13 protein-coding genes and 1 other annotated feature are annotated in these 14,821 nt (G+C 32.9%); all 13 genes read right to left on the bottom strand.

Going from position 1 to position 14,821, the window contains the following annotated elements; genetic code table 11:
* Nucleotides 1-150 precede the first annotated feature (150 nt).
* Complete coding sequence (gene fusA, locus RGC78_RS14825) at nt 151-2,217, bottom strand: elongation factor G (RefSeq protein WP_252214994.1); 2,067 nt, start codon at nt 2,215-2,217, stop codon at nt 151-153.
* A 78-nt stretch (nt 2,218-2,295) separates the two neighbouring features.
* Nucleotides 2,296-2,766: a 30S ribosomal protein S7 gene (rpsG, locus tag RGC78_RS14820; protein ID WP_003372509.1), complete on the bottom strand. Its 471-nt coding sequence runs from the start codon at nt 2,764-2,766 to the stop codon at nt 2,296-2,298.
* A 145-nt stretch (nt 2,767-2,911) separates the two neighbouring features.
* Nucleotides 2,912-3,289 carry a 30S ribosomal protein S12 gene (gene rpsL / locus RGC78_RS14815; RefSeq protein ID WP_003369958.1) on the bottom strand — a complete coding sequence of 126 codons (378 nt, stop codon included), beginning with the start codon at nt 3,287-3,289 and terminating at the stop codon, nt 2,912-2,914.
* A 299-nt stretch (nt 3,290-3,588) separates the two neighbouring features.
* A complete protein-coding gene (rpoC, locus tag RGC78_RS14810; RefSeq protein ID WP_252214991.1) occupies nt 3,589-7,122 on the bottom strand; it encodes a DNA-directed RNA polymerase subunit beta' in 3,534 nt (1,177 codons plus the stop codon).
* A 21-nt stretch (nt 7,123-7,143) separates the two neighbouring features.
* The gene (rpoB, locus tag RGC78_RS14805; protein ID WP_252214988.1) at nt 7,144-10,848 is read right to left on the bottom strand and encodes a DNA-directed RNA polymerase subunit beta; all 3,705 of its coding nucleotides are present in this window, start codon (nt 10,846-10,848) and stop codon (nt 7,144-7,146) included.
* Nucleotides 10,849-11,212: 364 nt separating this feature from the next.
* Nucleotides 11,213-11,575, bottom strand: coding sequence for a 50S ribosomal protein L7/L12 (rplL, locus tag RGC78_RS14800; protein WP_252214985.1), 363 nt, complete (start codon nt 11,573-11,575; stop codon nt 11,213-11,215).
* A gap of 57 nt (nt 11,576-11,632) precedes the next feature.
* Nucleotides 11,633-12,136: a 50S ribosomal protein L10 gene (rplJ, locus tag RGC78_RS14795; RefSeq protein ID WP_252214982.1), complete on the bottom strand. Its 504-nt coding sequence runs from the start codon at nt 12,134-12,136 to the stop codon at nt 11,633-11,635.
* A gap of 35 nt (nt 12,137-12,171) precedes the next feature.
* Nucleotides 12,172-12,301 (bottom strand) — a sequence feature (ribosomal protein L10 leader region).
* 45 nt (nt 12,302-12,346) lie between these two features.
* Nucleotides 12,347-13,036, bottom strand: coding sequence for a 50S ribosomal protein L1 (gene rplA / locus RGC78_RS14790; protein WP_012423549.1), 690 nt, complete (start codon nt 13,034-13,036; stop codon nt 12,347-12,349).
* A gap of 54 nt (nt 13,037-13,090) precedes the next feature.
* Nucleotides 13,091-13,516 carry a 50S ribosomal protein L11 gene (rplK, locus tag RGC78_RS14785; RefSeq protein WP_003371022.1) on the bottom strand — a complete coding sequence of 142 codons (426 nt, stop codon included), beginning with the start codon at nt 13,514-13,516 and terminating at the stop codon, nt 13,091-13,093.
* Nucleotides 13,517-13,594: 78 nt separating this feature from the next.
* Nucleotides 13,595-14,116, bottom strand: a complete 522-nt coding sequence (gene nusG, locus RGC78_RS14780) for a transcription termination/antitermination protein NusG (RefSeq protein ID WP_252215344.1) — start codon at nt 14,114-14,116, stop codon at nt 13,595-13,597.
* A 38-nt stretch (nt 14,117-14,154) separates the two neighbouring features.
* Nucleotides 14,155-14,385, bottom strand: a complete 231-nt coding sequence (gene secE / locus RGC78_RS14775; RefSeq protein WP_252214979.1) for a preprotein translocase subunit SecE — start codon at nt 14,383-14,385, stop codon at nt 14,155-14,157.
* Nucleotides 14,386-14,434: 49 nt separating this feature from the next.
* A complete protein-coding gene (gene rpmG, locus RGC78_RS14770; RefSeq protein WP_012449883.1) occupies nt 14,435-14,584 on the bottom strand; it encodes a 50S ribosomal protein L33 in 150 nt (49 codons plus the stop codon).
* Between the two features lie 164 nt (nt 14,585-14,748).
* Nucleotides 14,749-14,821: EF-Tu C-terminal domain-related protein (locus tag RGC78_RS14765; RefSeq protein WP_491536911.1), on the bottom strand; the 73-nt coding region annotated here is incomplete at its 5' end.

Here is a 14,821-nt window from a genome sequence, read left to right as displayed (position 1 = left end):
AATGTTGTCTTACCGTGGTCTACGTGACCGATTGTTCCAATATTTACGTGTGGTTTACTTCTCTCAAATTTTTCTTTTGACATTGTAAAATTCCTCCCTTATTATGAAATGATTTAAAATCTTATATTAGATTCCAAAATATAATCTATATTATTTAGATTTGTTTCCAGCAACTTGTTCTTGAATACTCTTTGGAACTTCTTCGTAGTGATCGAATACCATTGAGTAAACCCCTCTACCTTGAGTTCTTGATCTTAAAGATGTAGCATATCCGAACATTTCTGATAATGGTACGAACGCTCTAATAACTTGAGCACCATTAACAGCTTCCATTCCTTCCATTCTACCTCTTCTTGAATTAACGTCTCCAATAACATCTCCCATGTATTCTTCAGGAACTGTTATTTCAACTTTCATCATTGGTTCAAGAAGTACTGGATCTGCTTTAGACATAGCATTTTTAAATGCCATAGATCCTGCAATCTTAAATGCCATTTCTGATGAGTCAACTTCATGGTATGAACCGTGTACTAATCTAACTTTAAAGTTAATAACATTGTATCCAGCAATTATACCATTTAAAGATGCTTCTTGAATACCATTGTCAACAGCTGGGATATATTCTCTAGGAATAGCTCCTCCAACAATTGCATTTTCAAATACGTATTCTCCCTCAGTTGGTTCCATTTCAATTACAGCATGACCGTATTGACCTTTACCACCTGATTGTTTAGCATATTTAGCTTCTGCTTTAACAGCTTTTCTAATTGTTTCTTTATAAGCAACTTGTGGAGCTCCAACGTTACATTCAACTTTGAATTCTCTCTTAAGTCTATCAACGATGATATCTAAGTGTAATTCACCCATACCAGCGATAATTGTTTGACCTGTTTCTTCATTAGTCCAAGTCTTGAAAGTTGGATCTTCTTCAGCTAATTTAGCTAAAGCCATTCCCATTTTTTCTTGAGCTGCCTTAGTTTTTGGTTCGATAGCTACAGAAATAACTGGTTCTGGGAATTCCATTGATTCAAGGATTATAGGTTCTTTTTCTGAACATAAAGTGTCACCAGTACTTGTGTTCTTTAGTCCGATTACTGCTCCTAATTCCCCTGCTTCTAATGATTCAACTTCTTGTCTTGAGTTAGAGTGCATCTTAACAAGTCTACCAATTCTTTCTTTCTTACCCTTAGTTGAGTTAAGAACGTATGAACCACTTTCCATTATACCAGAATAAATTCTTGTATATGCTAACTTTCCTACGAATGGATCTGTAGCGATTTTGAATGCTAGCGCTGATAATGGTTCTCCATCAGAAGCACTTCTTTCAGCCTCTTCTCCATCTAAGTTAGTACCTTTTACAGCTGGAATATCTAATGGTGATGGTAAGTAATCAACAACACCATCTATCATTTGTTGAACACCTTTATTCTTATATGAAGAACCACATATACAAGGGTAAATTTCATTAGCTATAGTAGCTTTTCTTAAGCCAGCTTTTAATTCTTCCTCAGTGATTTCTTCTCCATCTAAGTATTTCATCATTAATTCTTCATCAGCTTCAGCAATTGCTTCGATCATTGCTGCTCTATATTCTTCAGCTTTTTCAGCATATTCAGCTGGTATAGCTTCTTCTCTCATATCTTTTCCAAGATCATCGTGGAATATGATAGCAACGTTTCTTATAAGATCAATCATACCTTGGAAGTTTTCTTCGTTCCCTATTGGAATTTGTATTGGAACTGCATTTCCTTTTAATCTATCTCTTACAGTGCTTATACATCTAAAGAAATCTGCACCTGTTGCATCCATCTTATTAACATAAATCATTCTTGGAACACCATATTTATCCGCCTGTCTCCAAACAGTTTCAGTTTGAGGTTCAACCCCACTCTTTGCGTCTAAAACTGTAACAGCACCATCAAGTACTCTTAACGATCTTTCAACTTCTACTGTGAAGTCTACGTGTCCAGGAGTATCAATTATATTAAGTTCATGTTCTTTCCACGCACATGTTGTAGCTGCAGAAGTAATTGTTATACCTCTTTCTTGTTCTTGAACCATCCAGTCCATTGTAGAAGCTCCATCATGAGTTTCACCTATTTTGTGATTTATTCCTGTATAAAATAATATACGCTCAGTTGTTGTTGTTTTACCCGCATCAATATGAGCCATTATACCGAAATTACGAAATTTATCTAAAGGATATTTTCTAGCCATTAATTGTCCTCCTCTCAAATAGTAAGTTTAAATTTGACAAAACTGTCTTGGCGTAAGCCAAAACAGTTTATATATATATTAGTATCTGTAATGAGCAAATGCTTTATTAGCTTCTGCCATTTTATGAGTATCTTCTCTCTTTTTAACAGCTGCTCCAGTATTATTAGATGCATCTAATAATTCTCCTGCAACTCTTTCGCACATTAACTTTTCGCCTCTTTTTCTAGCGGCTATTAACATCCATCTTATTCCTAAAGTCTGTCTTCTTTCTGTTCTAACTTCCATAGGAACTTGGTATGTTGCACCACCTATTCTTCTGGCTTTAACTTCTAGTAATGGCATTACATTGTTCATAGCTTCTTCAAAAACTTCTAAAGCTTCCTTACCACTTCTTTGAGCGATTAATTCAAATGCTTCGTAACAGATTTTTTGAGCTACACCTTTTTTACCATCTTCCATTATGCTGTTTATGAATTTTGTAACAACTTTTGAATTGTATACTGGATCTGGTAATACATCTCTTTTTGCTATATGTCCTTTTCTTGGCACTTTTCTTCCCTCCTTAACAATTTAAATTTAAGTTCATCGGTACTCGGTATTTTTTTATACCGTAAAGTGTTCTCCTCATACATCTATATAAACTAAAATTACAAATCTATGTAAATGCGAAGATTAGCACTAAACTAAGTTAACCTTATTTTTGCTTAGGTTTCTTAGCACCGTATTTTGATCTTCCTTGCATTCTGTTAGCTACGCCTGCGCAGTCTAACGCACCTCTTACAATATGGTATCTTACACCAGGAAGGTCCTTAACTCTACCACCTCTTATAAGAACAACACTATGTTCTTGTAAGTTATGGCCTACACCACCAATGTATGCAGTTACTTCAAATCCGTTTGTAAGTCTTACTCTTGCAATTTTTCTTAACGCTGAGTTAGGCTTCTTTGGAGTTGTAGTTTTTACTACAGTACATACTCCTCTTTTTTGAGGGCATTCTTTAAGTGCTGGTGCAGTTGATTTTACTGCTGTTGACTTTCTGCCTTTTCTTACTAATTGGCTAATAGTTGGCATTTTTTCACCTCCCGAAATTTATTTATCTATATTAAATTAAGATAAACACTAAATTATATAAATGTAATTAACTTTAATTAAAGCTAATCATTTACTTAATAATTAATATATCACTATAACATTCATTATAGCTTATACTTAAATACAAGTTTTACATAAATATACATTTTGATAAAAACTCATGAAGACAAACTAAATTTGCCTTCATGATGTATTATTCACAAATATGTTTGTGTGGCTTTTAACAGCCACACAAACTGTATTTTATCATTTTAATATACGCATGTCAATAAAATTAATTATTCAACTATTTCTATCTCATTTTCTTCTATTTTTTCATTTTTTGTGTTTAAATTTAACCCTCTGTATCTCATCATACCTGTTCCAGCTGGTATCAATTTACCTATGATTACATTTTCCTTTAATCCTATTAATGGATCAACTTTTCCTTTTATAGCTGCTTCTGTAAGAACTCTAGTAGTTTCTTGGAATGAAGCTGCTGATAAGAAACTATCTGTAGCTAATGCTGCTTTAGTAATACCTAGTAAAGATTGTTCGCCTTTAGCCTCTTCTCCACCAAATTCTCTAACTTTAGCATTTGCTTCTTGGAAATCAAAAATATCTATCATTGTTCCAGGTAATAACTCAGTATCACCAGATTCAAGAACTTTTACTTTTCTAGTCATTTGTTTTACAACTACTTCAAGGTGCTTATCATTAATATCAACCCCTTGTAGTCTATATACTTTTTGAACTTCTGAAAGTAAATATCTTCTAGCTCCATCTACACCTTTAATGTTCATAATATCATGAGGATTTACTGATCCTTCTGTTATCTCATCTCCAGCTTCAATATAATCTCCATCAGATACTTTTAATCTTGATCCAAATGGGATATCATAGCTACGTTCTTCTCCATCTGCATCCATAACAAATACAGCTCTCTTTTTCTTAGTTTCTTCAATTCTTACATTACCATTTATTTCACTTACTATAGCAAGCCCCTTTGGTTTTCTAGCTTCAAATAATTCTTCAACTCTAGGTAAACCTTGAGTAATATCTGATCCTGCAACTCCACCTGTATGGAATGTTCTCATTGTAAGCTGTGTTCCTGGTTCTCCAATTGATTGAGCTGCTATTATACCAACAGCTTCTCCTATATCAATCTTCTTAGCTGTAGCCATATTCATTCCATAACACTTGGCACACACACCAACTTTACAATCACACGTGAATGCAGATCTTATCTTAACTTTTTTGATTCCAGCATAAACAACTTTATCAGCTATTACTGGATTCATATATTCATTTTTAGCTACTATTACGTCTCCACTATTAGGATCAACTATATCTTCTGCAGTATATCTACCAATTAATCTTTCTTTTAATTCTTCGATTACTTCAGAACCTTCTTTTATTTCAGATACGTATATTCCGTCATCTGTTCCACAGTCTTCTTCCCTTACAATTACATCTTGACAAACATCAACAAGTCTTCTTGTTAAATAACCTGAATCGGCTGTTTTTAACGCTGTATCAGCATTACCTTTTCTAGCTCCATGAGTAGATATAAAGTATTCTAATACATCAAGACCTTCTCTAAATGATGCTCTGATTGGTAATTCAAGGATTTTTCCTGATGGACTTGCCATAAGTCCTCTCATACCAGCTAATTGCTTGATTTGAGATTTAGATCCTCTGGCTCCTGAATCTGCCATCATGTAGATTGGATTAAATTTATCCAAACTATCCATTAATGCATCGGCAACTTCTTCTGTTGTCTTAGTCCATTTTTCTATAACTCTTTCATATCTTTCATCTTCAGATATAAATCCTCTTTTATACATCTTTTCGATTTTATCTATTGTTTCATCTGCTTCATGTAGTAAATCGTATTTAACTTGAGGTACTATCATATCTGATGCTGCAACTGTTACGGCACCAATTGATGAATAATGATATCCTAATGCTTTAATATTATCAAGCATTATTGATGTTTTCGTAGGACCATGTAGCATATAACTTTGATCTATTACTTTTCCTAATGATTTCTTAGTTACTAGGAAATCTATTTCTAAATCAAATTTTTCTTTTTCATTTTCTCTATTAACAAATCCTAAATCTTGAGGAATTGATTCATTAAATATAAGTTTTCCTACTGTAGTTTTTATTATTCCTGATTTTACTACTCCATCTATTTCTTTGTATACTCTAACATTGATTTGTGCATGAATATCTATATATTTAGATTCATAAGCCATAACAGCCTCATCTTTATTAGAGAAAGTCATGCCTTCTCCCTTAGCGCCAGTTCTATCCATGGTTAAGTAGTAAGAACCAAGAACCATATCTTGTGTTGGTACACAAACTGGTTTACCATCAGATGGTTTTAAAATATTTCCTGCTGCTAACATTAAGAATCTTGCTTCTGCTTGAGCTTCTACTGATAGCGGTACATGGACAGCCATTTGGTCTCCATCAAAGTCAGCATTATACGCTGTACATGCTAATGGATGTAATTTAATTGCTCTTCCTTCTACTAATACAGGTTGGAACGCTTGAATTCCTAATCTATGTAGTGTAGGAGCACGATTAAGTAATACTGGATGATCAGTAATAACTTCTTCTAACACATCCCATACTTGTGGTAAAACTCTTTCTACCATCCTCTTAGCACTCTTTATATTATGTGCAATTCCATCTTGAACTAATTTCTTCATAACAAATGGTTTAAATAACTCTAAAGCCATTTCTTTTGGAAGTCCACATTGATACATTTTTAATTCTGGTCCAACAACGATAACTGATCTACCAGAATAGTCAACTCTCTTACCAAGTAAGTTTTGTCTAAATCTACCTTGTTTACCCTTTAACATATCTGAAAGAGATTTTAAAGGTCTATTTCCTGGACCCGTTACCGGTCTACCTCTTCTACCATTATCAATAAGAGCATCTACTGCTTCTTGAAGCATTCTTTTTTCATTTCTTACAATGATATCTGGTGCTCCTAAATCTAATAATTTCTTTAATCTATTGTTTCTGTTAATAACTCTTCTATATAAATCATTTAAATCAGATGTTGCAAATCTTCCTCCATCTAATTGAACCATAGGTCTTAAATCTGGTGGAATTACAGGAATTACATTTATAATCATCCATTTAGGATCATTTCCTGACTTAGCAAAAGATTCTACAACTTCTAATCTTCTTATAATTCTTACTCTTTTTTGACCTGTGCTTTGCTTTAAGTCTTCTTTAAGTTCTTTAGCACCAGCTACTAAGTCTATTTCTCCAAGTAATTCTTGAATTGCTTCAGCACCCATTCCAGCAACAAAGCTATCATCACCATATTTATCTATTGCTTCTCTATATTCTTTTTCATTAAGCAATTGTTTCTTTAATAATGGTGTTTCTTTTGGATCTATTACTATATAAGATGCAAAATATAAAACTTTTTCTAAAGCTCTTGGTGACATATCCATTAATAATCCCATTCTTGATGGAATTCCCTTAAAGTACCAAATGTGAGAAACTGGAGCAGCCAGTTCTATGTGCCCCATTCTTTCTCTTCTTACTTTAGCCTTTGTAACTTCAACTCCACATCTGTCACAAACTATACCTTTATATCTTACTCTCTTATATTTTCCACAATGACATTCCCAGTCTTTCATAGGTCCAAATATTCTTTCACAGAAAAGACCATCTTTTTCTGGCTTTAATGTTCTGTAATTAATAGTTTCAGGTTTTTTTACTTCTCCTCTTGACCACTCTCTTATTTGTTCTGGAGATGCTAAACCAATTTGTATGGCATCAAAATTATTTAACTCAAACAAGGGTAAATCCTCCCTTCAAAATTAATGTTCATCATTAAAATCATCTAATTCTAGATCAGTTTCAAGTGTTTCTATTTCAAAATTTTCATCATATTCAATTTCATCAAGATCTTCTCTATATCCGTCTTCAACTTCTTCAGTGTTGCTCTCTACTACTGGAGTGCTTTCTTCTGAACCTTCTATATTAACTTCTAAATCCGCCATTTCTTCATCAGCATATTCTTTTAAACTAACTTCTTGATGATTTTCATTTAAAACTTTAACATCTAAGCATAATGCTTGAAGTTCTTTTATAAGTACTTTAAATGATTCTGGCACTCCTGGTTCAGGTATATTTTCACCCTTAACAATAGCTTCATATGTTTTTACTCTACCTACAACATCATCTGATTTAACAGTTAATATTTCTTGTAATGTATGAGCTGCTCCATAGGCTTCAAGAGCCCAAACTTCCATTTCTCCAAATCTTTGACCACCGAATTGAGCTTTACCCCCTAGTGGTTGTTGTGTAACTAAAGAATATGGACCTGTTGATCTAGCATGAATCTTATCATCAACTAGATGGGCAAGTTTTAAGATATACATTATACCTACTGTTACTAAGTTATCAAATGGTTCTCCTGTTCTACCATCATATAGTACAGTTTTTCCATTTGCATTATACCCTGCTTTTTCCAAACATTCTTCAATTTCACTTTCAGTAGCTCCATCAAATACAGGTGTTGCTATATGCCAACCTAATTTGCTAGCAGCCCAACCTAAATGCACTTCAAGTACTTGACCGATGTTCATACGTGAAGGTACGCCTAGTGGATTTAAGCATATTTGTAATGGTCTACCGTCTGGTAAGAATGGCATATCTTCTTCAGGTAATATTCTTGAAATAACCCCTTTATTACCATGACGTCCAGCCATCTTATCCCCTACTGATATTTTTCTCTTTTGAACTATATAGCATCTTACAAGTTCATTTACTCCTGGATTTAATTCATCTCCATTTTCTCTTGTAAATACTTTGATATCAACGATTATTCCAGCTTCTCCATGAGGAACTCTTAAAGAAGTATCTCTAACTTCTCTTGCTTTTTCTCCAAATATTGCTCTTAATAATCTTTCTTCTGCTGTAAGTTCAGTTTCTCCCTTAGGTGTAACTTTACCAACTAAGATATCTCCTGATCTTACTTCAGCACCGATTCTGATGATACCTCTATCATCTATATCTTTAAGTGCATCTTCGCTTACATTAGGTATATCTCTAGTTATTTCTTCTGGTCCTAGTTTAGTGTCTCTTGCTTCACATTCATATTCTTCAATATGCATAGATGTGAATACATCTTCTCTTACTAGTTCTTCTGAAATAAGCATAGCATCTTCGTAATTATAACCTTCCCAAGTTATAAATCCCATTCTTATGTTCTTACCTAATGCTATTTCTCCTAAATCAGTTGAAGGACCATCTGCAAGAACTTGGTTCTTAAATACTATTTCACCTTTAGTTACTATAGGTCTTTGATTTATACAACTACTTTGGTTACTTCTCTTAAACTTAAGTAATCTATAGTTATCAGTTCCTCCATCTGAATCTCTCTTCACTCTAATTTCATTAGCAGATACGAATGTAACAATACCAGCATTTTTAGCCTTTGGAAGAACTCCAGAATCTACCGCTGCTTTAAATTCTATTCCAGTACCAACAATTGGTGCTTGAGGTTTTAATAATGGAACCGCTTGACGTTGCATGTTAGATCCCATAAGTGCTCTTGATGCATCATCATTTTCAAGGAAAGGTATCATAGCTGTTGCCACTGATACAATTTGTCTTGCAGATACATCCATTAAGTCAACATCTGTTGCTGGAACTACTAATACATCTTCTAAGTATCTAACAGTTACTTTTTTGTCTACAAAATAACCATTTTCATCTAATGGCTCTTTTGCTTGAGCAATTAAGCATTGATCTTCTTCATCAGCTGTAAAATATCTTATTTCATCAGTTGCTCTAGCATTTTCTTTATCTATAATTCTATATGGTGTTTCTATAAATCCATATTCATTAACTCTAGCAAAAGTAGCTAATGAGTTTATAAGCCCTATATTTGGACCTTCTGGTGTTTCTATTGGACACATTCTACCATAATGAGAATGATGAACGTCTCTAACTTCGAAACCAGCTCTTTCTCTTGAAAGACCTCCTGGTCCTAAAGCTGATAATCTTCTCTTATGTGTTAATTCTGATAATGGATTTGTTTGATCCATGAATTGAGATAATTGTGAACTACCAAAGAATTCTTTAATAGCCGCTGCTACTGGTCTTATATTAATTAACATTTGAGGAGTTATTGATTCTTGGTCCTGAATAGTCATTCTTTCTTTAACTACTCTTTCCATTCTAGATAAACCAATTCTAAATTGATTTTGTAATAATTCTCCTACTGATCTTAATCTTCTATTTCCCAAATGATCTATATCGTCAACATAACCTATTCCATAAGGCAATCCTAGTTCATAACTAATAGTTGCAAATATATCATCTTTTATGATATGTTTTGGAATAAGTCTACTTAAATTTTTCTTAATTTCTTCTTTTATAGTTGCTTCATCAGAATAATTATCTAATATTTCTCTTAAAGTTGGATAATGTACCAATTCCTTTATTTGTAAATCACTTACGTCAAAAGGTACTTGTTTCGTTATATCTACAAAATTATTGCTAATAACTCTAACAAGTTTATCATCAACTAATATGTCTACTGATTTTATTCCTGCATTTTGAATGTCTTCTGATAATAATCTACTGATTTTTTGGCCTTTTTCAACCATAATTTCTCCAGTAGATGGATTAATTACATCCATTGCTGCTATTTGATTAGCAATTCTTAAATTTAATGCAAGCTTTTTATTGAACTTATATCTTCCAACTCTAGATAAATCATATCTTTTAGCATCAAAAAATAATGAGTCTATTAATGATATTGCACTATCTACCGTTGGTGGCTCACCTGGTCTTAATCTTTTATATATTTCAAGTAATCCTTCTTCTCTAGTCTTAGTATTATCTTTTTCAATACTTGCTCTGAATCTTTCATCTTCACCAAAGAAGTCTAATAATTCTTGATCGCTTCCAAATCCCATAGCTCTTGCTAAAATTGTTATTGGAAGTTTCCTTGTTTTATCAATTCTTACATAAATAATATCATTAGAGTCTGTTTCATACTCTAACCAAGCACCTCTGTTTGGAATTACTGTAGCTGAATATAATTTCTTACCAGTTTTATCAATTGAATAATTGTAATATACCCCTGGTGATCTAACTAATTGGCTTACAATAACTCTTTCTGCACCATTAATTATAAAAGTACCTTGTTCAGTCATTAATGGGAAGTCTCCCATAAACACTTCTTGTTCTTTAATTTCACCAGTTTCATTGTTTTGTAATCTTACTGAAACTTTTAACGGTGCTGCATAAGTTGCATCTCTTTCTTTACACTCTTCAACAGAATACTTAATATTATCCATATCAAGCTTATAATCTACAAATTCTAGCACTAAATTTCCTGTAAAATTTGTAATAGGATTGATATCACCAAAAACTTCGTGCAGTCCTTCTCTTAAAAACCACTGATATGAATCTAATTGCACTTCAATTAGATTTGGCATTTCTGTAACGTCTTTGACTTTACCAAAACTCATTCTCGTTCTTTTTCCAACTTGGACAGGATGTACCATCAACTTTCACCCCTTGTATAAAGTAAAATAACCAAAAAACATACTTCCTCTAAGGACTTATGCTTTCGGATAGCGTCTTCTTTCAGTATAACCATTTTTGGTCAGATTATACTTATTTTTCCCACATATATACACTTACCCACTATCATGGTTAAGTACATTATATGATACTATCATATAAAAATTTCCTTGTCAATATATTAATGACGTAATTTTTTTAGGAAAAATTTAGATATATTAACACTTCAATAGCTATAAAGCTATATAAAATATTTACTATATAAATCAACATTTTATATAGCTTTATAAAATGAGTTTAAAAAAGGTGCTATATAAGCACCTTTTTTATATATAAGAAATTAAATTATTTAACTTCTACTTCTGCTCCAACTTCAGCTAATTTAGCTTTCATGTCTTCTGCTTCTTCTTTAGATACAGCTTCTTTTAATGTCTTAGGAGCTCCATCAACTATTTCTTTAGCTTCTTTTAATCCTAATCCAGTGATTTCTCTAACTGCTTTTATAACTTTGATTTTGTTTGCACCAGCGCTAGCTAGTATTACATCAAATTCAGTTTTTTCTTCTCCAGCACCACCTGCTACAGCTCCTGCTACAGCAACTGGAGCAGCTGCGCTTACTCCAAATTCTTCTTCGCAAGCTTTTACTAATTCATTTAATTCTAAAACGCTCATTTCTTTTATAGCTTGAATGATATCTTCTCTTGTCATTTTAAATAGCACCTCCGAAATTTTTTCATAAAATTTATAATTGTTTTTTATTCAGCATTATTCAGCTGATTCTGATTCCTTACTATCTTTAATTGCACTTAATAAGTATGCAAAGTTTGATAGTGGAGACTTGATACTTCCAAGAAGTTTTGCAATAAGAACTTCTTTTGAAGGAATTGTAGCAAGTTGTTTGATTTTATCTGCATCGTAGATTTCTCCTTCTACAATACCAGCTTTTAATTCTAACTTCTTATGATCTTTTGCAAAATCATTTAGGACTCTAGCTCCTACAGTAACATCTTCATATCCAAATGCAATAGCTACTGGTCCTTCTAAGTATTCAACAGCACCGTCTAAACCTAATTCTTTAGCTGCTATACTTACTAAAGTATTTTTATATACTTTGTATTCTACGCCAGCTTCTCTTAAATTTTTTCTAAGAGCTGTATCTTCTTCAACTGTTAAGCCTTGATACTTAGCGAACACAACTGCTTTTGCTTTTTCTAACTTTTCTTTAATTTCAGCAACTTTTGCTTCTTTAAGTTGTCTGTTCTTGTTCATGCTATGATCCACCTCCTCACAGTTTTAAACTGCTTAATTCTATTAAAAAAGATCTTCCCATAGACAGAGAAGATCTATAATAAACTTACTTATTATATACCTCGGTAGGTAGTTTAAACTTTATGCTCTCGCACCTACTGTCTATGGAAAATATATTTTTAACTTTCACAACGAATTAAAATATATCACATTTAATTCATTATGTCAATATTAATCTAAAGCTTTTGTTGGATTAATTTTTGCTCCTGGTCCCATTGTGCTAGAAACAGTAATTGATTTTAAGTATTGTCCCTTAGCAGCTGCTGGCTTAGCTTTAACTAAAGCTTCCATTAATGTTGTAAAGTTTTCTTTTAACTTTTCAGTTCCAAAAGATTTCTTTCCAATTGGGCAATGAACTATAGAAGTTTTATCAACTCTATATTCTACTTTACCAGCTTTAATTTCAGCAATTGCTTTAGCAACGTCAAATGTTACTGTACCTGATTTTGGATTAGGCATTAATCCCTTAGGTCCTAATACTCTACCAATTCTACCAACTACACCCATCATATCTGGAGTTGCAACAACTACATCATAATCAAACCAGTTTTCTGATTGGATCTTTTGAACTAAATCTTCAGCTCCAACGAAATCTGCTCCAGCTTCTTGAGCTTCAGTAGCCTTATCTCCCTTAGCAAAAACAAGAACTCTAACTGTTTTACCAGTTCCATTAGGTAATACAACTGCTCCTCTAACTTGTTGATCTGCATGTCTTGGATCTACTCCAAGTCTTACATGTAGTTCAATTGTTTCATCAAAGTTTGCTTTTGCAGTTTTTACAGTTAAATCTAATGCTTCAGTTGAGTTGTATAAAGCACTTTTATCTATTAACTTTGAACTTTCAATATATTTCTTTCCCATTATAAGCCTCCTCTGTGGTATTAGCGGTTTTTACCTCCCACTTATTTTTACGAATTACTCTTGAATTGTTACGCCCATACTTCTTGCTGTACCTTCGATCATTTTCATAGCTGTTTCGATGCTAGCAGCATTTAAGTCTGGCATTTTAGTTTCAGCAATCTTTTTAACTTGTTCTTTAGTTAAACTTCCTACTTTTGTTCTGTTAGGTACTCCTGATCCACTTTCTAATCCTAATTCTTTCTTGATTAGAACAGCAGCTGGAGGAGTCTTTAATATGAAACTAAAAGATCTATCTTGGTAAACAGTTATAACTACTGGTATTATTAACCCAGCTTGATTTGCTGTTTTTGCGTTAAACTCCTTACAGAATCCCATTATGTTTACACCATGTTGACCTAAAGCTGGACCAACAGGTGGTGCTGGTGTTGCCTTACCTGCTTGAAGTTGAAGTTTAATCATTCCAGTTACTTTTTTAGCCATTTTCGTTATTCCTCCTACACTGTGGTATATACGGACTTTTTTGTCCTCCCACTTATTTAAAATTAGCTTATATTTAAATTAAACTAATTTTTCAACTTGATTAAAGTCTAGTTCAGCAAGTGTTTCCCTGCCAAACATATCTACTAAAGCCTTTATCTTTTTCTTTTCTAAAACTATCTCTTGTATTTTTGCTACTGAATCCATTAAAGGTCCTGAGATAATTCTTATACTTTCCCCTACTTCCAAGTCAATCTCAACAGGCATTTCTAAAACTCCCATTGTTTCCACTTCTTCGTCAGAAAGAGGAACAGGCTTTGATCCTGGTCCTACAAATCCTGTGACTCCTCTTGTGTTTCTTACAACATACCAAGATTCATCAGTCATCAGCATTTTTATCAATACATAACCAGGAAATTTCTTTTTTAATGAGACTTTTTGTTTGCCATCTTTTTCTTCAATCACTTCTTCCATAGGCACTTGCATGTCATAAATTAGTGATTCAAGACTTCTGTTTTCAATTGCTTTTTCTAGGTTTGCTTTAACCTTATTTTCGTATCCTGAGTATGTATGCACTACATACCATCTTGCTATATCACTCATACTTGTATAGGTGAATAAAAGATCACCCAAACCTCCCTTTACTTAAAATTAAAAATCATTTCAAAGAGGTTCTTGAAAATAAAATCTAATCCACCAACTAATATTATATATATTATGGCGAATACACCTACTGCAACAAATGCTTTTTTTGTCTCATCCTTTGAAGGCCAAGTTATTATTTTAAGTTCGGCCTTAACCTCTCTAAAAAAACTAAGTAAGCCGCCATTTTTAGGAGCATCTTTAGTTTTTGCAATATCTTTTACTGACATAACTTCACTTCCTTAAACGTAATTAAGTATATGTCACACTTTATTACTTCTATTTTGTTTCTCTATGAAGTGTGTGCTTTTTGCAAAATCTGCAATATTTGTTCATTTCTAATCTATCTGGGTTGTTCTTTTTGTTTTTCATAGAATCGTAATTTCTTTGTTTACACTCTGTGCATGCTAAAGTTATTTTAGTTCTCATAACTGCACCTCCAATTTTTATATATAATAGTTCAAAAGATTCAATCTCTTATTTAAGCGTTACTTTTTACACAATATCATACAATATGTAAAATGTCAACTTCCTTTGAAAGGACCAGGTTCAGCACCCAGTCCATTTTATTCCTTTTTAATATATTATTAAAATTAAGCGTTAATCTTAGTAACAACTCCTGAACCTACAGTTCTTCCGCCTTCTCTGATCGCAAATCTTAATCCT

The sequence above is a fragment of the Clostridium aquiflavi genome (assembly GCF_031344075.1).
GTDB lineage: Bacteria > Bacillota > Clostridia > Clostridiales > Clostridiaceae > Clostridium > Clostridium aquiflavi.
Note: the sequence above shows the minus strand (reverse complement) of the source record. Positions and strands in the feature narration are given on the sequence as shown.

Bases quoted from the DNA above. Each gene is read 5' to 3' on its own strand.
- rplJ (WP_252214982.1), bottom strand. From the start codon at position 12,136: ATGAACAAGAACAGACAACTTAAAGAAGCAAAAGTTGCTGAAATTAAA.
- secE (WP_252214979.1), bottom strand. From the start codon at position 14,385: ATGTCAGTAAAAGATATTGCAAAAACTAAAGATGCTCCTAAAAATGGC.
- nusG (WP_252215344.1), bottom strand. From the start codon at position 14,116: ATGAGTGATATAGCAAGATGGTATGTAGTGCATACATACTCAGGATAC.
- fusA (WP_252214994.1), bottom strand. From the start codon at position 2,217: ATGGCTAGAAAATATCCTTTAGATAAATTTCGTAATTTCGGTATAATG.
- rpoB (WP_252214988.1), bottom strand. From the start codon at position 10,848: ATGGTACATCCTGTCCAAGTTGGAAAAAGAACGAGAATGAGTTTTGGT.
- rplA (WP_012423549.1), bottom strand. From the start codon at position 13,036: ATGGGAAAGAAATATATTGAAAGTTCAAAGTTAATAGATAAAAGTGCT.
- rplL (WP_252214985.1), bottom strand. From the start codon at position 11,575: ATGACAAGAGAAGATATCATTCAAGCTATAAAAGAAATGAGCGTTTTA.
- rplK (WP_003371022.1), bottom strand. From the start codon at position 13,516: ATGGCTAAAAAAGTAACTGGAATGATTAAACTTCAACTTCAAGCAGGT.
- rpmG (WP_012449883.1), bottom strand. From the start codon at position 14,584: ATGAGAACTAAAATAACTTTAGCATGCACAGAGTGTAAACAAAGAAAT.
- rpsL (WP_003369958.1), bottom strand. From the start codon at position 3,289: ATGCCAACTATTAGCCAATTAGTAAGAAAAGGCAGAAAGTCAACAGCA.